Origin of the sequence: Vibrio sp. Y20_XG_PY13, from assembly GCF_024181925.1 — a bacterium.
GTDB lineage: Bacteria > Pseudomonadota > Gammaproteobacteria > Enterobacterales > Vibrionaceae > Vibrio > Vibrio parahaemolyticus.
Genome location: NZ_JAMZAL010000001.1, coordinates 952,622 through 971,280, shown reverse-complemented (window position 1 = coordinate 971,280; position 18,659 = coordinate 952,622). Strand labels below are relative to the sequence as shown.

Below are 18,659 nucleotides of genomic sequence, written 5' to 3'. Positions count from 1 at the left end.
GGGGTGCGAAATTTACCATGCTGATATAAATATAAAAAACGAACATTTAATTAAGTTATTGAATTTAAAGGGTTAAAAAGTTGGCATCGTATGTGCAGTATATAAATTGTAACCAAAATGAACTGCTAATCCTCAAGGAGCTTATTATGAAAAGCGTAATTCTATCTACTCTAGGTCTTATTGTTGTAACTTCATCGCCAATCGCTGCTGCTAACACTTTAGACAGAGAAGAGTGGAGCTCAGATTTACGTCAGGACTTTTCTGAAATGAAGCATGAAGCTGTAGCAGATATTCAGCAAATGAACATAGACGCAATTGATGCGCGTGATGCTCGAATCGTGAAAAACATCAAAGATGAGCAGGCACAGCTGGTAAAGGTGAAGTGCCGCAAAGACGAAGCGAGCAAGTCATAACCTCCGATTGTGAACAATCAATAAAATTAAAATGATGTATCCAATACGAGTTCGACGCTAGTTAGCAGTAGGCGTTGACCTTGTTGCTCTACTTGCCAGCCTTTCAGGCTGGCCTTTTTGTTACAGGTGTACTGTATAATTAGTATCTATGGATAAGTATCTCAATAATTTCTAGTTCAATGGTTAAGTGTCTCTTGTTTCAAACGAGATTTAAGGCACTTAACCTTTATATCAATAGATGTATATATCTAGTGAATTATCATCAAGTATAGGGATGAGTGTAATTTTTAAAATTGTTGTTTTCATTAAATTGGAGGCGATGCTATATATTTGAAATTTCGAAAAGATCTAGTCTCCTTTTTATCCTTCATCATACCTTAGTATATGTCCCACTTTTATTTGAATGGGGATTCGTAATGACTTGGGAGTTTATTGAAAGGAAAGAGGCTTTTGATTACATTGGGCTAAATAATAAATCGGTTAATGAAATCGAACAATTCTTACATGGGCGAGTGAGAATTTCGGCTGCACTCTTTAGCAATAAAAAGCTGTATCTATCAAGACAATCTCTCATCATGCTTGCGTCTCTAAATGAGTATGATTAGAAACAAGTTATCAAAGAAATGTATTTTCTTTCATCGAATCCAAGCGCACCGTCGGTAGTTAGACATAAACGTAATCCATTGCTTCGAATATTTCGCACCAGATATCCCTTCAAAAATTACCATTACCTGTTAACTTGCATACTTATAGATGGAAACGTTGTAATTCATGATATTGCATTTGATGAAAGATTGCATGGCAAGGAGATCGGAAGACATCCAGAACAAAGAACCCAGATGTACCACGTGAAAAAAATAGAAGGTAGAAGAAGTGAATACGATGGAACACAGAGTAACGAGGAAGCGGAGTTACTTTTGGCTGAGTGGGATCATGCTCAGGCACGCTCTACACATCAAGTTAACACGCTTCACGCCTCGGTAAATGGAATGCTGAATGATTATGAGAAAGCAGCGACATTAATGGGAGTTCATACGCAGGTGGCATATACAGAAGATAAGCCTACAGAGTATACGTTGTTTCACAACCCTTCTGATAATGCGAAGCTAGATCTGATTGAATGTGTTTATGACAAAACTCGTTTCACTTCGCACAATGCTCAACACCTTGCAGCGGTAATGAAACAATGTGCGAAGCAGGGTAAACAAGTCAAATGGACAGTACATAGCCAAGGTGCCATTATTTTTAACTCTGCGCTTGAGTATGTTAGAAAAAAGAATCCGAGCTTAAGATTATTGAATCAACAAGTCGTGGTGCACGCAGGGGGCGCAAACACAACGAAGATAGGGAAAAATGCACAGCAGCTTGGCTTGAAGATTAATTACACGAAAACCAGGACTAACCCTTTTGATATTGTCCCCAACATTGCTGCGAGGCAAACTCCATTGTCGACAAGTAGTCTCGTCCGTTGCTGTAAGTTTTTAGGATTGGTGATGAATGGAGAGGTCACAGAGAGCCCACATACATTACCCTATTTTGGTGTTGAATCCTATCGAAGACAACTGATGATGTCTGGTACTAACATGGCTAGTAAACGTTTAAAAGATATTGATACATATTTAAAGAACAAGAGATAGAAATATGAACTTTATTGAAATGTGTAAAGATGGTTTTAGAGGAAAGCCGGATTTCTCTAACTTATTGCATAATGCATTTAAGATAGATGACTTAGTACTGTCATTTGAGTGTCCGAATAACATTTATGAAGGACATGTACACCAGGATCTTGTTAATTTAGAACAGTTCGATGTTGAATCAAAAATAGAGAGGCATGAAAGGTTTATAAAGTTAGCTACGGTATGCTTCTTGTTTCACAAAGTAATGTTAAACCCCTTGTTTCCTGTTAATAAACAAGGTGGTTTATATATTAGGTTAAAGGTAAAATCTGCTGGTGAAGGTATTAATAATATTAATCAATTATCTTCATTTTTAGAAAGGGAATATTATGAGTTTTACCATGCATCTGAGCAAAACGAAGGCTCTATGCGGGGGTATCATACAGGCTTGATGAAAGATGTGACTGAACGTGCGAACAAACAATGGGGGGAGAACCCAGAAGGTGAAGACCGAAAAAGGGAAAAAGAAGAATATTTAATTAGAGGTTTTTTAAGAGGTTATCCACCAATAAAGTGTGAGCCCGTTAAAGTTGGAAAAAATAAATACTCAAAATACTCAGAAGGCAACCTGAAGTATAAGAATGAATTACGAAGGGTGTACAATTTACCTATAAAAAATGAATTCTATCTGAGCATAGAATTTTGGTATAAGTACGAATCGATGTTCGCCAAGCAGAAGTTTTTAGATTGGGTGAGAAGTGCCGATGAAACTTTTGAAAAAAAAGTACTAGAGTTACTAGATTTGTCGCCACTTATCGATTCCTGTACGACCGCTAGGATAAAGAGGTTGGGCGAAGACACTAATGCAGAGTAATGCACTTCAATGTAAAAATAACTTCACGGGTGAAAAAGGGCTTCAAACTAAGAGGAGATACATTCATTTTAGATGAGCTTGAATGTCCCACTGGCTATAAACTTGCCACAAGCGAAAGACATAACATGTAGTTAGTTTTAGTGACATATATTGCTATGTTACTTCTATAATTCTGGTTGTTAAGTTTGAATGCACCTTGAGTGGGGTATTATTCTCGTTATCCGTTTTTATTATATATTTCATGGAATATTATATATTAATTTTCATTATTTTTAACAAGTCGGCATGAAGATCACTAATTTGTTAGCAGAGTGTTTGGTACTAATATGGCTAGTAAACGTTTAAAAGATATTGATGCATATTTAAAGAACAAGAGTTAGAAATATGGGCCTTATTAAAATTTGTAAAGATGGCTTTCGAGGAAAACCAGATTTTTCAAACTTGCTACATAATGTATTCCAGATAGATGACTTAGTATTGTCATTTGAGTGTCCGAATAATATATATGAAGGGCATGTATACCAAGATCTTGTGGAGTTAAAAAAATTCGATATTGACTCAAAAGTAGAACGGCATGAAAAGTTAATAAAATTGGCTTCTATTTATTTCTCATTTCAAAAAAAAATATTAAACCCTCTATTACCTATAAATAAACAAGGTGGTTTATATATTAGGCTAAGGATCAAGTCTGCCAATGAGAGTATTCACTCTGTCAATCAGTTGTCTTCATTGATAGAAAAAGAGTATGTGGAGTTTTATCATGCTCTAGAGTCTCCTGAAGGATCTAAGAAAGGAGATCATACAGAGATGATGAATGATGCTATCGATTACGCAAATCATCGCTGGGGATTAGAGCCGATAAACGAAGAAAAAAAGAGAGCGAAAGAAGAGTTTCTCGTAGGGGAGTTTCTTCGCGGCTACCCCCCAATTAAATGCCAAGCTATTGATGTTGGAGAGAAAACTTACTCAAAATACGTAGAAGGTAACTTGGAGTATAAGAAGGACTATCGAAGAGTTTACAATTTGCATATCAAAAACGAGTTTTACTTTAGTATCGAGTTTTTATACGAAATCGAGCCTATGTTTGCTCAAAAGAAGTTTTTAGATTGGGTGAGAAGTGCTGATGAAACCTTTGAGAAAAAGGTGTTAGAGTTACTAGAATTGTCTCCGCTTGTTGATTCGTATACTACCTCCAAGGTAGAGAGATTGACGAAACAAAACTGATCCTGTGCGCTCTGACTTTCAACTTAAAGAAAAAAGCCCGCAAAGAATTTCCTCTGCGGGCGTAAAAAGGGCACCAAATTGGGTGTCTATTCATTTTGGAGGTGGTCGAACGTCCATATAAAACTGACAATAGGCTTGGTGAAAGGCTTACCACCAGCGCGACCAACGGAGCTAAAGTTAACATTGTTGTAATCATTGTTAAAATGTTAATTCTTCAATCAATGATTTCATTATCGTTAGTCTGGATTGTGAATATGTTGTTCGACTGTACGCGCAGTGTGCATAAACTCAGTTTTTGATAACCAATTGACTCATAAATTAAGTTTTGCTTATTTGTTTTTGTTATATAAATTCGCTCTCAGTATGTTCTCAATCTTTCATATCTCAGATTAAGGTGACATAAAGTCCTTGCGTTTGTTAATGATGTGTTTTGTTTTTGCGCGAGAGCAGCAGCGTGTTTGAGTGGTAGGTTGTGCTCTTAGGTGCGATGGAAATTAAAGCCAAGAAAGTAAAAGAGCAGCCTATTTCGCTCTTTTACTTTGTTAAGATTCGCTTGAGATGTTGACGGCTAATCCCAAGACAAAACCGTCCAATTGGCGTTATCTGCGCGTGCTTTTAATTGAGGGCAAGGATTAACCAAATATGCGTAATCTGCGTATTCGCATAAAGGTAAATCATTGATGGAGTCGGTGTAAAAATGGACTTCAGAATAAGATTCTGGCTGAGCATCTAACCATGCTTTCAAGCGTATAACTTTGCCTTCTCGATAACTCGGAACGCCTGCAATTTCAGCGCTGTAGCTGCCGTGCTTCTCAACCAAATCAATTCCTAATGCGACGGGAATTCCTAATCGACGGCCGACCGCTTCGACTAAGAATGTCACGCTCGCAGAGATGATAACCATATCGATGTCATCGCGATCCAACTGTGCTATCAACGTTTTGGATTGCTCAAACTGCTTAGGCAGGATGTGGTGCTCTACACACTCTTCTACCAACGTATGGACGTGTGCAACGGGCATGTCAGCCAATGGCGCCATACAGAATTCTAGGTAGTCCTCCATGTCCATTTTGCCTTCTGCGTACAAGGCCATTAAACGCTGATCTTCCTCTATGAAGTTTGATTGCGTTGCTATGCCTTTTTCAACCAAAAACGCATTCCAAATCATCGCACAGTCGGCGTTGATTAGAGTTTCGTCCATATCAAAGACGTACAAAGGTTTGGACATGTTAGGCTCTCACTGGTTGAATTTCATTAAGGTTAAACAGCAGCTCTAGTTGACTGCCGTTAGCTAGCAAGCGTTCGGATGAACGGTTGAGCAAATCGACTGTAAGATTGCACTCTTCGACGCATACTTGGTAGCGAATTACATTGCCAAGCAGTTGGTGATTTTTGATGGTTCCCATCTGCGGTGCAGAAATATGGTTTCCGTATTGGCGACCATGCTCTTTCACGTAGATGGACTCTGGACGAATTGCCACCTTCCATTCGGTATCGATATTAAAGAGTTGTTTGGCTTTGTTAGCATCGACCAAGTTGTAATGCCCCATAAACCCAGCCACAAATTCATTGGCAGGGTGAGTGTAGATCGCTTCTGGTGTGCCGGCTTGAACAATTTCCCCTTTGTTCATCAAAAAGATTCGATCAGACATGATCATCGCTTCTTCTTGGTCATGAGTCACAAAGATGGTAGTTAGGTTCATCTCTTTTTGTATATCGCGGATCTGTTGGCGAAGATGCTTACGGATCTTTGCATCCAGTGCCGAAAGCGGCTCATCAAGTAAAAGAATACGGGGTTTAACCACGAGCGCTCGGGCTAACGCCACACGTTGACGTTGGCCTCCTGAAAGTTGGTGTGGGTAGTGTTTTTCTTTGCCTTTTAAGTCAACTAACTCTATCACTTTTGTCACTTCGCGTTGAATTTCATCAGAGGCGAGTTTCTTCATTTTCAAGCCAAAGGCGATGTTGCCCTCAACCGTCATGTTTGGAAACAGCGCGTAAGACTGAAAAACCATACCGATGCCTCTTTCTTGTGGCACTTGGTGGGTGATCTCTTCGCCATTTACCCAAATTTCACCACCATCAACCGGATTTAAACCCGCAAGACTGCGAAGTAGGGTGGATTTACCACAGCCGCTAGGCCCTAAAAGCGTGATGAACTCGCCTTGTTCGATAGCGAATTGAATGTCTTCAAATACCGTATTGTCACCAAAATGTTTGGTAAGGTTTTTTGCGGTTACGTAACTCATTATTTGACTCCTCGGCTGAAACGACTTGCCAACCAAGTCAGTAAGAAAATAAACAGGAAATAGGTCATCACGAGCGCAGATGTGAAGTGGCCGCTGGTTTGACGCATGTTGTACAAGTAGATTTGTAGGGTTTCGTAGCGAGTGCCAACCAAAATATTGGCGAACACGAACTCTCCTAGTAAGAATGAGAAGGAGAGGAACAACGATGCCATTAAACCTTTCTTTAAATTGGGCAAAATGATCAACAAAAAAGCTTTGGTCGTACTTGCGCCAAGCAAGTGCGCGGCGTCCATCAAATCATGTAAATTGATGGCTTCAAAGCTGTTGGAAATGGCGCGATACATAAATGGCAATGCGATGGTGAAGTAAGTGCCCACTAAAATCCAGGGTGTACCGATGAGGGAAATTTCGCTGTCAGCATAGAGTTGAAGAAGGCCCACAGACGAAACCACGGGTGGTACTGCAAATGGCAGCAAAATCAGGATATTCATCAGCTTGTCGAGTTTCGGAAAGTAGTAAAACACCACGAAAATCGCAGGCAGTACGAGAACAACACTCAGTGCTAGTGCTGAAAGGCCAATAAAGAGCGAGCGACCAAACGCCTGTAAGAAGCGAGGATCCGTTAGCAGTTTAATGTACCAGTCAAAAGTGAAACCATCAGGCAGAATCGTTGCGCCCCAGCGAGAAGAGATCGAGTAAATGAACGTCGCTAGAATCGGGATCAGCATGATTCCGACGATGGTGTAAACGACGCTTTTATGGAATCGAGAATTTACGTTTTGCATGGTTTACTTCCTGCTTTTCTTAGCTGCGTAACTTTTGGCAATCAGCCACTGGTTAATCACCGTAATAAACGCCAACAGCGCCATTAAGATGACCGAGATGGCGGCCGCTAAATTTGGCTCTAGGAACAAATCACCAGACACCAAACTGGCAATACGGATCGTAATGACGTTGTAGTTACCAGAAGTGAGCGCATAGACGCTGGCATACGCGCCGATCGCATTGGCGATCAAAATAATGAAAGTGCCAAACAGGGCAGGAGAAAGCACAGGCAAAGCCACTTTCGCCCAATATTGCGCAGTTCTTGCCCCCAACAGTGCAGCCGCCGCTTGCCAATCATCGCTCAGCGCATCAAAAGCGGGATAAAGCAGTAAAACCGCCAGTGGGATTTGGAAGTAGATGTAAATCGCCAGCAAGCCCCATTTGCCGTACAAGTCAAAATCACCGAGCAAGCCATATTGCTTGAGCAACAACGTAATCGCGCCGTTTGTGCCTAAGATGATGATGAAGGCAAACGACAGAGGTACGCCTGCAAAGTTGCTGCTCATGTTGGTGAAGGCAATCACGGCGTCTCTTAGCTTACTGTTTACTCGGCGTAAGGAAGAAACCAACAGCGTCGCAATGGCGAGCCCGAAAATGCTCGACCAAACGGACAGCCATAAACTGTTTCCGAATGCTTGCAGCATGAACGCAGAATCGAGTACTTCGATGTAGTTATCGAGAGCGAACTCTCCATCGTAGATAAAGCTGTTAAACAGCACCCAAATCATGGGCGCGAGTTGAAATAGGTAGAAAAAAAGCGCAAAGGGAACCAGCCAGATTGCGGGTTTGATGCGCTTGAGCCAAACGCTTGTCGTTGGTTTCGCCGCGCGGCTCGCGCTTGGTGATAAAACAGAACTGCTCATAGTGCTAACAACGCTTGCGTGTAAGGTTTATTATGGTCAAGGTTTAACAACTGACAAACCGTGCCACAAATCTCGGTTTGTTTAACGTGACACTCTTGATGTGTGAACTTGTCGCCAATCACAAACATCGGAACTTCACGCTCTTCAGGGAGAATACCGCCGTGAGAAAGATCGTTGTTCATGCCATGGTCACTGGTGACGATGATCTGATAGCCATCGGCCAACCATTTCTCGATGTAATTGGAGAGAATGATGTCTGCACCGCGTGCTGAGTTTCGGTATTGGCGAGAATCCAATCCGTGCTTGTGACCCATGTCATCAATGTTCATTGGGTGAATCAGCAAAAAATCAGGCTGGTGAGTGCGACGCAAATGTTCAGCGTCTATGAAAAGCGCTTCATCAGGATAATGATCCCAATGATAGAAACAGCCGTGCTGAATATTCATTGTTTCATCGTTCGTAAAACGATCGCGAATCGGCTCAAACGGGGCGCGGTTATAGAGCTCGCTCACCCAGTGGTAAGCCGCCGCTGCAGTCACTTTGCCTTGCGACTTTGCCAAACTAAAGATGGAATCATGATTCGACAGACGAACGATATTGTTGTTCACAATGCCGCTTTCTACGGGGCGAACCCCAGTTAAAATGCACTCATACAGTGGACGCGACATTGAAGGGAGTTCACATTGCACGGGGTAAAGCGTGGCGCGCATTTCTGGTCGTGAATGACCATGTTCTAGTAGACCGTTTAGGTAGCCCATACAATTGCGGGCTACCTGATAGTTCAGTCCATCTAGAACAACAAGGATAACCTTATTGCTCATGATAAATTCTCAATACTTCTTGGAGGGAGGTTACTGCTGGTGAATCAATACACTTTCTTGCCATTGACGTGGCAGCTTACGTGCTGATTTTTCCCATGCAGAGAAGTCGGTCACTGGGTGAACGTTGCTGTACTGGTCATTTGCAATCAGCTTGTCTTGCACAGATTTTGGCAGAGTAATACTGGTGCGAATTGGACGTGCGTAACCTTCTGCTAGGTTGATTTGGCCTTGGTCACTAAAGATGTACTCACGAGCCAATTTGGCTGCGTTTGGATTTTTCGCGTATTTGTTGATGATGGTTGTGTAACCAGAAATCACGGAACCATCTTGTGGAATCGTGACAGTAAAGCGCTCGCGGTCAATCTTGTCGCGGTAGTTCAGCGCGTTGAAGTCCCACATGATCGCCACTTCAACTTCGCCTTTTTCTAGGTTGGCGATGTTCGGATCGGTAAATGACAAGCGACCTTGTTTCGCCAGTTCAGCAAAGAACTTGATTGCTGGTTTAAGGTTCGATTCGTCACCACCGTTGGCAAAAGCGGCTGCCAAAACCGCGTTGTTCGCTTGCGCCGCAACGCCTACGTCTCCAACCGTCACTTTGTAGTCACCTTTGAGTAAGTCACCCCAAGTTTTTGGTGCGTCTTTGACTAGGTTGTTGTTTGAGATAAAAGAGATAGTGCCAGTGTATGCCAGCGCCCAGTGGCCATCTTTATCTTTCGCCCAATCGGGAATGTCATTCCAAGTGGTCGGTTTATACGGTTGAGTTACGCCTTTTTTCACGGCAACTCGCGCGAATGCAAAACCGACGTCACCGATATCTGCGGTTGCATTTTTCTTCTCTGCTTCGAATTTCGCGATTTCTTGTGCAGAGCTCATGTCAGTATCTTGATGTTTCAAACCGTAGTTTGATTGCAAATCAGCCCACGTGTTTTTCCAGTTTGCCCAACTGTCTGGCATGCCCACACTGTAAACCGAGCCTTCTTTTTGAGCGGCTTTTACTAGGGATTCTACATTGGCATCCGCTGAAAAAGCAGGCGCCGATAATGTTGCTGTAATTGCGGTGGCTGCAAGCAGTTTGGCAGGCACGGCAGTGGAACGGCTAAGCAAAGTTTTCATTGTCTCTATCCTTCTGGACTAGGTCAGTAAGTTCGCTTTTTATCCTATGGGGGGAATGTGACGGTTTGGTGCAGATAATTTGACAGTTATGATTCACTTCTGTGGCGTTTGTATTTCATTTGATGAATAAGTGAGCAGTTTGACTTGTCATATTTCTGTTACTTAAGCCGCTTATGTTGTTGAGAAAATATCTATTGGACTAGGTCAGAATGAAAGCAACAGGTGCGAGCCAGTTAGGGACGCAGTTAGGAAAAATTAAAGCCAGTTTGAGACAGCAAATTCACTCTGGCGTGGTTTCTCAAGGGCAAAAACTGCCTTCAGAAAGAGAGTTAAGTGAGCTGTTTTCTACCACCCGAATCACGATTAAAGATGCGTTAGTCTCGTTGGAAACCGAAGGACTGATTTATCGAGAAGAACGCCGTGGTTGGTATGTGTCTCCTGAGCGAATCTGCTACAACCCGTTGTCGCGTTCTCACTTTCATCAAATGATTCGTGAGCAGCATCGGATTGCAGCCACCCAACTGGTCAGCGTGCGCAGTGAAATGGCGGCAGGGGATTACGCAAAAGCGCTTGATATCGAGCAGATGACGCCAATCCACATCATTGAGCGTTTGCGTTGTATTGATGGACGAGCCGTGCTGTTTGTTGAAAACGTTCTAAAAGCGAGTTTGTTCGATGGTATTTTGGCAGAGAATCTGACTATGTCGCTGACGGGCATTTATCGTGAGAAATATGGCTACGAGACAATGCGTTCTCGATTCGATGTCATTCCAACGTCAGCACCAGCACATGTGGCGAAAGCATTGAATCTGGCTGAAGGACAACCTGTACTGAAAATTTGTCGCGTGAACTACAAGCAAGATGGCGAGCTAATGGATTGCGAGTTGGAGTACTGGCGACCTGACGCGGTGATGATTCGCATAGACAGCGTGGGATAAACAGCAGAATTAAAAAGAGCCCAATTAAGGGCTCTTTGCATTTTATGGGGTTGAGTATCTAAACCAGACTTAAACCAAACCTTGCTCCTTCGCCATTTGATTGGCAATGCCCGGCGCTTTCAAAATGCTAGGTAGCAAAATGAAAGATACGGGAACCGCGGTGATCACAATGAAGGATTGCAGCGCAGTGATACCGCCTGAACCCATAGAAATCAGCGCGATAGCCACAACGCCCATCATCAATCCCCAAAACGAGCGAATCACGGCGTTTGGCTCGGCAGAACCCGTCATTACCACACTGATGGTGTAGGTCATCGAGTCACCCGTCGTAACGATGAAGGTGGTGGTCAAAATCAAGAACAGCACCGAAATGATCATCGGAAATGGCAGTTCACCAGTGATTGCAAGCAATACGGCTGGGAGGTTGAATCCTTCAAAAGCCGAAGAGATCAATCCCGGATTAGCGAGCTCGAATGCTAAACCGCTACCGCCCACGATGCTGAACCAAAAACAGGTGATCAGCGGCGCAGCAATACTGATGGACAAAATCAATTGGCGAATTGTACGGCCACGCGAAATACGTGCGATGAAGATTGCCATCATTGGCCCGTAACCAATAAACCAACCCCAGAAGAACACCGTCCACCAGCTTAACCAGCCAGTGTCACCGCGATAAAGCGCCATCGGGAAAAAGTTATCCACCATGCGGCCTACGCCTTGCACATAGCCATCAATAATAAAGCTCGTTGGGCCAAAGAACAGGATGTAACCGATCAGCAGTACCGACAGGATGATGTTGTAACGGCTCACAAGTTGGATGCCTTTGCTTACGCCACTTAGCGCCGAAAGCGTGTACATAACGATGGCAGCGACAATCACCATGCTTTGGGTAATGAAGTTATCTGGGAAACCAAATAATGAGTTCAGCGCGTAGCTGATTTGCAAACCAAGAAAGCCAATAGGGCCGATAGTACCAGCGGCAACGGCGATGATGCTGCACGCATCCGCCAGGTTACCAATCCAGCCATGAATCGCTTTGTCGCCAAAGATTGGGTAAAGCAACGTGCGTGGTTTAAGTGGCAAGCCTTTGTCGTAGTGCAGGTGCATCAAGACGATGGATGAAAGGCAACCGAGAATCGCCCAAGCCAAAAATCCCCAGTGCATAAACGACTGAGATAACGCATTGATTGCAGAAGTTTTTGGTGAAGCTTCACCATACAAAGGTGGCGCTGTAACAAAGTGAGCAATTGGCTCGGCAGCAGCCCAAAAAACACCACCACCAGCGAGTAGGGTGCACAGTACAATCGACAGCCATTTAAATGTGTCGATGTCTGGTTTCGCTAAGCCGCCCAAACGTACATACCCTGTACGACCAAACGCGAGAGCCAAACCGATAAGGAAATTGAGAAGAAGCAATACTTGCCAGTAAGCTCCGAAATATTTTGTCGCAAACCCAAAGCCTGCGTTAACCATTGCGGTTAGAGATTCGGTGTTCGTCAATGCAAGCAGAACGAACAAACTGAGGAAGCTACCACTCAACCAGAATACTGGATTGGTGAGTTCGAGGCGTTTCAGTAGGGAAGGGGGATGAATGGCAGAATAGTCTGCTTCCTGAATAGGAGTATGGGGGGCGGCATTCGTCATATTTGACATAATTACTTCGCTTTTTAGGGCTCGGAAGCCGTGCATTTCCCCTCACATCAAGTCGATGAAAAGTGTGAGGATGTTCAAAAAGCCGCTGATGGTAACATGTCGAGATAGCGAATATAACCGTAGATTTAGATTAATTTTTAACACTTTAGCCAAGCCTCTGATTTTTTTGCAGAGATTTTGACTGAAATTTTAGCGTGAAGTGCGCCGCATTTCGTTTGTAAATGACATTCCCCTTATTCTTGTAGGGACTCATCAGAATTACATTGAGCCAACCTGTTCTAATAAAAATTAAAGGTCTTACCCTATGGCTCAAATTGAACTCAACGGGACGTGGCAACTTACTTCACCACAGCGTCCAGATATCGATATTCCTATGAATTTGCCCGGCGATAATGTCTCGGCATTATTGCAAGCAGAGCTCATCCCCAATCCTTATTTTGCTGATAACGAAGCCAAAGTCCGCTGGATCGAAGAATGTGATTGGCATATTGAACGACAGTTTGAAGTGGGCGACTCCACACTGTGCGCTTCTCATATTTGGATGACGCTGACTCGCGTTGACACTTTGGCTCAGTTCTTTATCAATGGTGAGCGAGTACTAACTAGCAGCAATATGTTTGCCCAGCAACGTGTGGATATTAAACCGTATTTAAAACAAGGTACTAACACAATTCGGGTTGAGTTTGCTCGGGTGGATTTAGAAGGTATCGCAAGAGCAAAAAAACTGCCATTTCCTATTCCATCGGCAATGGGCAACAACCAAATTCCACACATGAATTTGATCCGCAAAACACAATGCCATTCCGGATGGGATTGGGGCATTTGTTTGATGGTATCGGGCATTTACGACCCAATCCAAATCGATGTAGTGACCGACATTTGGTTAAAAAATGTCTCAACCGAGCAACAATGGCAAGCCGATGGCAGTGTGATTTTAGACGCGCTGGTGGAAGTGCAAACCGACAACCAAAGCCATCATGTTACCGTGGAATTTGATGGCGAAGTTCAATTTATTCAAACCGAAGGAAGTGGTCACTATCACTGTCAGTTCCATGTTCAAAAGCCGCAACTCTGGTGGCCAGCAGGTTACGGCGATGCGCATCTGTACACCATTTCTGTTGGTTGTGGTGAGCAAACGCTGTCGCGCAAGATTGGACTTCGTCAGTTGAGCTTAAATAGTCAGGCAGATGAACATGGCTCTGCGATGGAATTTATCGTCAATGGCACGCCTATTAATGCCAAAGGTGCGAACTGGATTCCTGTCGATGCGATGCCGGGGCGAGAATGTGAACACCGTTATCGAGACCTATTGCAAAGTGCGGTTGATGCCAACATGAACATGATTCGCGTGTGGGGCGGCGGTCAGTACGAGAGTGAAACCTTTTATAACCTTTGTGATGAACTCGGCTTGCTGGTGTGGCAAGACATGATGTTCGCCTGCTCATTGTACCCATCAAACGACGAGTTTTTAAAAGACGTAGAAGAAGAACTTCGATTCCAAATTCCGCGTCTTAAAGCGCATCCTTCCATTGCGCTTTGGTGTGGCGATAACGAAGTGATTGGTGCCATTGGTTGGTATGACGAATCTAAGCACAACAAAGTGAAATACACCGTCAATTATGACCGCCTCAATCGCATGATTGAACAAGTGATTACTCAGCAAGATGATTCGCGCCGCTTTTGGCCGAGCTCTCCCTGCAATGGCGAGTTGGATTTTGGTGACGCATGGCACGACGATAGTAAAGGCGACATGCACTTTTGGGATGTATGGCATTCGGGTAAATCATTTAGCGCGTATCTAAACATCAATCCTCGTTTTTGCTCTGAATTTGGCTTCCAATCTTGGCCATCTTTCGCGGAGGTGAAGCAGTTTGTACCCGAGCGAGACTGGAACATCACTTCACCAACGTTCGAGCAACACCAAAAGAATCCACGTGGTAACAGCATCATCACTGAGATGTTTACTCGTTACTTCCGTTTTCCATCGGGCTTTGAGCAGATGTTGTATTTGAGCCAGGTGCAACAAGCGATGGCCATCAAAACCGCGTGTGATCACTGGCGTGCGATTTCTCCAATTTGTCGAGGCATGCTGTATTGGCAGCTCAATGACAACTGGCCCGTCAGTTCTTGGTCAAGCTTGGAGTACAGTGGCCGTTGGAAGCAGTTGCACTACCATGCGAAGCGATTTTTTGCGCCGCAGTATTTGGTGTTTTCTGAGCATACAGGCAAGTTGAGCCTGCATTTGCTCAATGATGCTAAAGAGCCCGCAAGCGTCAATACACAGCTCAAGTGGGTAGATTGGCAAGGGGAAGAAAAGCAATGTTGGAGCTTAGAACAGACGGTCATAGCAGACAGTAATACGATTTTGTGGCAATTGGATGAATCGTTTGAGAAGGATGAACTTACGTCAGGCTTCTTATATGTTGAAGCGCAAATCGGTGAAGACAGAATAAGCAACACATGGTTTTGCACTCATGAGCTGAAAACGTTGCCGATGGCGAAAGCCAATATTGATGTCTCGATTGAGGGCAGCCAAATTACTTTGGTTGCGGATAAGCCTGCTTTCTTTGTGCATGTGGAGTGTGATACCCAAGGTCGTTTTAGTGATTCCAGCCTCACTCTTCTGGCGAACCAGCCTGTAACGATTGAGTTTTTGGGAGACGATCTGGACGCGATGTCGACATCATTACGGGTTTACCATTTGATGCAGTAAACACAAACTCAACGTTGAAAGGGGGCTTCCATGCTCCCTTTGTTGTTTCACACTAGAGCAAATTACGTTTTGCCCACGTAATGGCCTGCATGCGGTTTTTGACTTCGAGCTTACGGAAAATACTATAGAGGTGCGATTTCACCGTGTGCTCACTGACAAAGAGCGAGTCGGCAATATCAAGGTTTGAGCCACCCTGACACAGTGCGGAGAGTACTTGCATCTCACGACGGGTCAGTTCCATTTCGAGTTTCGTTTCTAGCTCACCGACGGTATTGTTTAGGCTCAATAGGTGGCCAATCAGTTGATTGAGAATATCGCGAGAGAGCCAATTTTCTCCGTTCAAAATGCCTTTTAGCCCCATCATTACCTTGTCGAAATCATCCTCAAAATAGAACAAACCTTTCAAGTTTGACCAAGTGAGTAAGCTCTCGACCCTCAGATTCGGTTCTGCGTTGACTAATACAGTCGCATCTACGTGCTCTAACTCACTGAGTGTTTGTTTGACCTCCGGCAATTCAGGGAGAGAGCTATCGACTATCGCTACATAGTGTTCATCGCGGGTGCTAGGTAAATTGACGTCAGCGCCTCGGGTTAAAAGTACGGGTTTTTCTATGTTCTGTTCTATAGCGGTTTGCAAGCCGCGACCTTGAATGTTGTTGAAGGTGAACAATAAGACGGTGTTGTTGGTTGTGTTGGTATTCATCATCAATGAACCTCCTGTCGAGACTGCATAAACTCATTTCCTACTTGATGAAAGCGATAGAGCACTAGGTCTAACAGCCCATCAAAGCAATATTTCACCATGGGGTTTCCGAAGATTTGTGTGGCGGGGGCTCTAAAGAACGTAACTCGCCGATGTTGATAGAAGTCCCGAATAAAAATGTCGAAGAGAAGTTGTTTAATCACGGGCTCATGAACCGGGAAATGGATGATCGTATTTCCCATGACTTGGAGAATGTCGGTGACTAAGTACTTCAGTATCGAGCGCCCTAAATGCCAAAAGCTGAGAATCCTAAATTCAGACCTCAGCTCTTGATAAATCAAATGGCCAACCAACATGCCTTCACAGTAGTAGAGGCGGGCCTTGCTGGGGGATTCATTGAATTGATTGAGCGTGTCTTCTATTCCGCCGGGCGTGATCAGTTGTTTGTGTACGGCGTTAATTTGCTCATATTCCGTCAAACTGATTTGGCTAAGGGCGCAATTTTTCACATCGGTTACACGGTATTCGTAAACAATGTCTTTAAAGCTCAAATAGATGCTTTTGCTTTGTGAAGCTTTGACCCGTTTGTATTCGCTGGAGGTGTATTGATACTGCTTGCCGATGTAGTGAGCGAAAGCAAGCCGCTTGAGCAAACTGGGCGTTACTTTACCGCTTTCCCACTGGCTTAATGTGGGTTGATTTAAGCTTTCAAAAGCGCTGTAACTTCGGGCTAGCTCATCCGCTAATTGGCCTTGAGTTAACCCCCTTTCCTTTCGAATAGCAGCCACTGCATGCGAAAATTCTAACTTACTAACCATATATCTACGTCCTGAAATTATTATATTTTTGAGTGCTTCTCAGCGGCTCGGACCGAGCCAAAACTTTATGTTCTTGATCTTTTAGTGAGGTACATCATTTGGTCAGCATGTTGAATTAAGGAATCGCTACAGCTTCCTTCATGAGGAAAGCGAGCCATACCAACACTTAAACCGATGTGAACGTTTTGAAAATGGATAAAAATGGGTGCACTGCATGCGTGATGCAGCAAAGACTGAAACTGTTCTAACTCCTTGGTGTCTTCGATGTTTGGCAGGCACAGAATAAACTCATCGCCTCCGATGCGTGTCGCGAACTGGCCGTCGTCTAACAGATGCAAAATACGTTGGGCGGTGATCTGCAACACCTTATCTCCGGCGTCGTGACCAAATTCATCATTCACGGCTTTAAAGCCATCAAGATCGATGTACAACAGAGTAAACGGTTGGGCACGTTGAATCTGTTGTTCGATCAGTTGATTGCCTTTAAAGCGGGAATAGCACCCAGTGAGCTCGTCGATTTCGAGCAATCGTTCAAGCTTTTCCACCTGTTCATATTGTGTTTGCCAAATGCCATGCCAATAACACTCGATAGAGCGTAGCCCTTTGTAAATAAACAGGTTGAACAAAAATAAAAACGTACTTTGAATGAAAAATTCTTTTAAAGCGTGGAGTTTAAAAGGGTCATTCCCTGCCGTTATCAAATCAATGTAAAAGCAAAAAGTCATTGATAAGGCATAGGTAAAGAACGACCAAAAAACACCGAACTCAACCATGGTCAAAAGTAGGTTGATCGTCACCAACGACGAAAAAAGAAAATGTCCGCCTAAGAAAAAGTACAGGTAAAAAGTGAGGGTGTAACCGAGGATTAGGGCAATGACGACAGATTGATGTTTTTGCTCGAGCGTGAAAGTTCGACTTGCCCAAAGGTAAGTAAAACAAGTGCTCGCGGATAACACGTAAGGAAGGTATACAACAAGATTAACCCCTCTGATTGCACAAGCGAATAGGGTAAAAATAATCCCCAAACTTGTAGAGCGCATGTAGTAGCGCGTAAAAATTTTGGTGAACTGCGTTCTGTCCATCGTTATGTCTCTTAGGAACAGCAAATAATGGGCAGTCAGGGAGAGAAGTCTGTATGGACTGAGTGTGAATGGAGGACGGGAGAAACACAGAAAGTGCGCCGTTTAGGTTGGGAAATGCTGGGCGCATATGCTTTCTCGGGCGTTGTTCTCGTCTGCATGCGACACTGCATTTCATAAAGTTGCTCGATACCTACTGCCGTTTTTATAAACTATTCTATGAGGCAGCATGGCATAAAACTATACGGTTTTCGGGAAAATGCTCCGATCTCAATATGTCCGCATAAAAAGTAGGTTAAAAGCCAATTTATTGAATAAAAGCTAAAACTTAAGTGTTAGGTAGGTTGAGATAAATGGTCTTAAAGTTAAGGTTTTTACCTAAGCTTTTGATGAACGCGGTAGCCAACAACGTAGCCAATGTAGAATAACGCAGCGAGCGTAATGAATGCTGTGACGTAGGCAAAAATGCTATTCAGCCCTAGCCCGAAAGCCAGTGTAAATGCGATGCCGTTCACTGCTTCTGCAGGCATCATGTACCAATCAGCATGAACGGAAGATCCGAATAGGAGAAATGTGCAAAGTAAAACGATCGTGCCGCCGAGCAAGCCGACCCATCTGCTGTTGTTCATGTTGTAATCTCAGGGGTTACCGAAGTAACGTAACAAAATATTTCAGAGCCGGCATTATACAACCGAGAGAGGGTATAGGTGGTAGAAATATTTGCCTCACAAACTAAGAGGCCATCTAAGTGGCCTCT

Annotated in this window: 17 protein-coding genes; 6 read left to right on the top strand and 11 right to left on the bottom strand. The window is 43.7% G+C overall.

From position 1 onward, the window contains the following. Nucleotides 1-146: 146 nt before the first annotated feature. The 4 genes from NL646_RS04250 (at nt 147) to NL646_RS04235 (ending at nt 4,127) form a co-directional block, all read left to right on the top strand. On the top strand, nt 147-413 hold the full coding sequence (locus NL646_RS04250; protein ID WP_005464185.1) for a hypothetical protein: 267 nt from the start codon (nt 147-149) through the stop codon (nt 411-413). A gap of 848 nt (nt 414-1,261) precedes the next feature. Next, on the top strand, nt 1,262-2,050 hold the full coding sequence (locus NL646_RS04245) for an alpha/beta hydrolase (RefSeq protein ID WP_253663886.1): 789 nt from the start codon (nt 1,262-1,264) through the stop codon (nt 2,048-2,050). Between the two features lie 4 nt (nt 2,051-2,054). Then, nucleotides 2,055-2,903, top strand: coding sequence for a hypothetical protein (locus NL646_RS04240; RefSeq protein WP_029854660.1), 849 nt, complete (start codon nt 2,055-2,057; stop codon nt 2,901-2,903). A 384-nt stretch (nt 2,904-3,287) separates the two neighbouring features. Further along, nucleotides 3,288-4,127, top strand: coding sequence for a hypothetical protein (locus NL646_RS04235; protein ID WP_029816689.1), 840 nt, complete (start codon nt 3,288-3,290; stop codon nt 4,125-4,127). A gap of 568 nt (nt 4,128-4,695) precedes the next feature. Here the strand turns inward: NL646_RS04235 and NL646_RS04230 are convergent. The 6 genes from NL646_RS04230 to NL646_RS04205 are packed head-to-tail and all read right to left on the bottom strand — an operon-like array spanning nt 4,696 to nt 9,998. Then, nucleotides 4,696-5,355 carry an HAD family phosphatase gene (locus tag NL646_RS04230; RefSeq protein WP_045604224.1) on the bottom strand — a complete coding sequence of 220 codons (660 nt, stop codon included), beginning with the start codon at nt 5,353-5,355 and terminating at the stop codon, nt 4,696-4,698. 1 nt (nt 5,356) lies between these two features. Then, nucleotides 5,357-6,376, bottom strand: coding sequence for an ABC transporter ATP-binding protein (locus NL646_RS04225; protein ID WP_140203248.1), 1,020 nt, complete (start codon nt 6,374-6,376; stop codon nt 5,357-5,359). Further along, a complete protein-coding gene (locus NL646_RS04220) occupies nt 6,376-7,161 on the bottom strand; it encodes an ABC transporter permease (protein ID WP_031855305.1) in 786 nt (261 codons plus the stop codon). Before NL646_RS04220 ends, NL646_RS04225 begins: the two co-directional genes overlap by 1 nt. 3 nt (nt 7,162-7,164) lie before the next feature. After that, entirely contained in the window at nt 7,165-8,064 is a 900-nt protein-coding gene (locus tag NL646_RS04215) for an ABC transporter permease subunit (protein WP_025525367.1), read from the bottom strand. Next, nucleotides 8,061-8,885, bottom strand: a complete 825-nt coding sequence (locus NL646_RS04210) for an alkaline phosphatase family protein (RefSeq protein ID WP_031855306.1) — start codon at nt 8,883-8,885, stop codon at nt 8,061-8,063. Before NL646_RS04210 ends, NL646_RS04215 begins: the two co-directional genes overlap by 4 nt. A gap of 30 nt (nt 8,886-8,915) precedes the next feature. After that, nucleotides 8,916-9,998 carry an ABC transporter substrate-binding protein gene (locus NL646_RS04205; RefSeq protein ID WP_031855307.1) on the bottom strand — a complete coding sequence of 361 codons (1,083 nt, stop codon included), beginning with the start codon at nt 9,996-9,998 and terminating at the stop codon, nt 8,916-8,918. A gap of 209 nt (nt 9,999-10,207) precedes the next feature. On the opposite strand from NL646_RS04205, the gene NL646_RS04200 reads away from it, so the two are divergent. Next, nucleotides 10,208-10,936: a UTRA domain-containing protein gene (locus NL646_RS04200; protein WP_140055492.1), complete on the top strand. Its 729-nt coding sequence runs from the start codon at nt 10,208-10,210 to the stop codon at nt 10,934-10,936. Nucleotides 10,937-11,005: 69 nt separating this feature from the next. Here NL646_RS04200 and NL646_RS04195 read toward each other — a convergent pair whose 3' ends face one another. After that, the gene (locus tag NL646_RS04195) at nt 11,006-12,589 is read right to left on the bottom strand and encodes a BCCT family transporter (RefSeq protein ID WP_015312921.1); all 1,584 of its coding nucleotides are present in this window, start codon (nt 12,587-12,589) and stop codon (nt 11,006-11,008) included. A 304-nt stretch (nt 12,590-12,893) separates the two neighbouring features. Between NL646_RS04195 and NL646_RS04190 the strand changes: the two genes are divergently transcribed. Then, nucleotides 12,894-15,302, top strand: a complete 2,409-nt coding sequence (locus NL646_RS04190) for a glycoside hydrolase family 2 protein (RefSeq protein ID WP_140087993.1) — start codon at nt 12,894-12,896, stop codon at nt 15,300-15,302. Nucleotides 15,303-15,354: 52 nt separating this feature from the next. On the opposite strand, the gene NL646_RS04185 is transcribed toward NL646_RS04190, so the two are convergent. The 4 genes from NL646_RS04185 to NL646_RS04170 all read right to left on the bottom strand — a co-directional run bounded on the left by NL646_RS04185 (nt 15,355) and on the right by NL646_RS04170 (nt 18,531). Next, the gene (locus NL646_RS04185) at nt 15,355-16,008 is read right to left on the bottom strand and encodes a LuxR C-terminal-related transcriptional regulator (protein WP_140070941.1); all 654 of its coding nucleotides are present in this window, start codon (nt 16,006-16,008) and stop codon (nt 15,355-15,357) included. Next, complete coding sequence (locus NL646_RS04180; RefSeq protein WP_005479824.1) at nt 16,008-16,823, bottom strand: helix-turn-helix domain-containing protein; 816 nt, start codon at nt 16,821-16,823, stop codon at nt 16,008-16,010. Before NL646_RS04180 ends, NL646_RS04185 begins: the two co-directional genes overlap by 1 nt. Nucleotides 16,824-16,888: 65 nt before the next feature. Further along, nucleotides 16,889-17,905, bottom strand: a complete 1,017-nt coding sequence (locus tag NL646_RS04175; protein ID WP_017447948.1) for a GGDEF domain-containing protein — start codon at nt 17,903-17,905, stop codon at nt 16,889-16,891. A gap of 371 nt (nt 17,906-18,276) precedes the next feature. After that, nucleotides 18,277-18,531 carry a hypothetical protein gene (locus NL646_RS04170; protein ID WP_011106259.1) on the bottom strand — a complete coding sequence of 85 codons (255 nt, stop codon included), beginning with the start codon at nt 18,529-18,531 and terminating at the stop codon, nt 18,277-18,279. Nucleotides 18,532-18,659 lie beyond the last annotated feature (128 nt).

What these genes read in the sequence shown, in the direction of transcription:
- NL646_RS04200 (WP_140055492.1), top strand. Translation starts at nt 10,208, where the DNA reads ATGAAAGCAACAGGTGCGAGCCAGTTAGGGACGCAGTTAGGAAAAATT.
- NL646_RS04190 (WP_140087993.1), top strand. Translation starts at nt 12,894, where the DNA reads ATGGCTCAAATTGAACTCAACGGGACGTGGCAACTTACTTCACCACAG.
- NL646_RS04185 (WP_140070941.1), bottom strand. Translation starts at nt 16,008, where the DNA reads ATGATGAATACCAACACAACCAACAACACCGTCTTATTGTTCACCTTC.
- NL646_RS04170 (WP_011106259.1), bottom strand. Translation starts at nt 18,531, where the DNA reads ATGAACAACAGCAGATGGGTCGGCTTGCTCGGCGGCACGATCGTTTTA.
- NL646_RS04250 (WP_005464185.1), top strand. Translation starts at nt 147, where the DNA reads ATGAAAAGCGTAATTCTATCTACTCTAGGTCTTATTGTTGTAACTTCA.
- NL646_RS04225 (WP_140203248.1), bottom strand. Translation starts at nt 6,376, where the DNA reads ATGAGTTACGTAACCGCAAAAAACCTTACCAAACATTTTGGTGACAAT.
- NL646_RS04240 (WP_029854660.1), top strand. Translation starts at nt 2,055, where the DNA reads ATGAACTTTATTGAAATGTGTAAAGATGGTTTTAGAGGAAAGCCGGAT.
- NL646_RS04215 (WP_025525367.1), bottom strand. Translation starts at nt 8,064, where the DNA reads ATGAGCAGTTCTGTTTTATCACCAAGCGCGAGCCGCGCGGCGAAACCA.
- NL646_RS04195 (WP_015312921.1), bottom strand. Translation starts at nt 12,589, where the DNA reads ATGTCAAATATGACGAATGCCGCCCCCCATACTCCTATTCAGGAAGCA.
- NL646_RS04230 (WP_045604224.1), bottom strand. Translation starts at nt 5,355, where the DNA reads ATGTCCAAACCTTTGTACGTCTTTGATATGGACGAAACTCTAATCAAC.
- NL646_RS04180 (WP_005479824.1), bottom strand. Translation starts at nt 16,823, where the DNA reads ATGGTTAGTAAGTTAGAATTTTCGCATGCAGTGGCTGCTATTCGAAAG.
- NL646_RS04235 (WP_029816689.1), top strand. Translation starts at nt 3,288, where the DNA reads ATGGGCCTTATTAAAATTTGTAAAGATGGCTTTCGAGGAAAACCAGAT.
- NL646_RS04175 (WP_017447948.1), bottom strand. Translation starts at nt 17,905, where the DNA reads ATGGACAGAACGCAGTTCACCAAAATTTTTACGCGCTACTACATGCGC.
- NL646_RS04220 (WP_031855305.1), bottom strand. Translation starts at nt 7,161, where the DNA reads ATGCAAAACGTAAATTCTCGATTCCATAAAAGCGTCGTTTACACCATC.
- NL646_RS04210 (WP_031855306.1), bottom strand. Translation starts at nt 8,885, where the DNA reads ATGAGCAATAAGGTTATCCTTGTTGTTCTAGATGGACTGAACTATCAG.
- NL646_RS04205 (WP_031855307.1), bottom strand. Translation starts at nt 9,998, where the DNA reads ATGAAAACTTTGCTTAGCCGTTCCACTGCCGTGCCTGCCAAACTGCTT.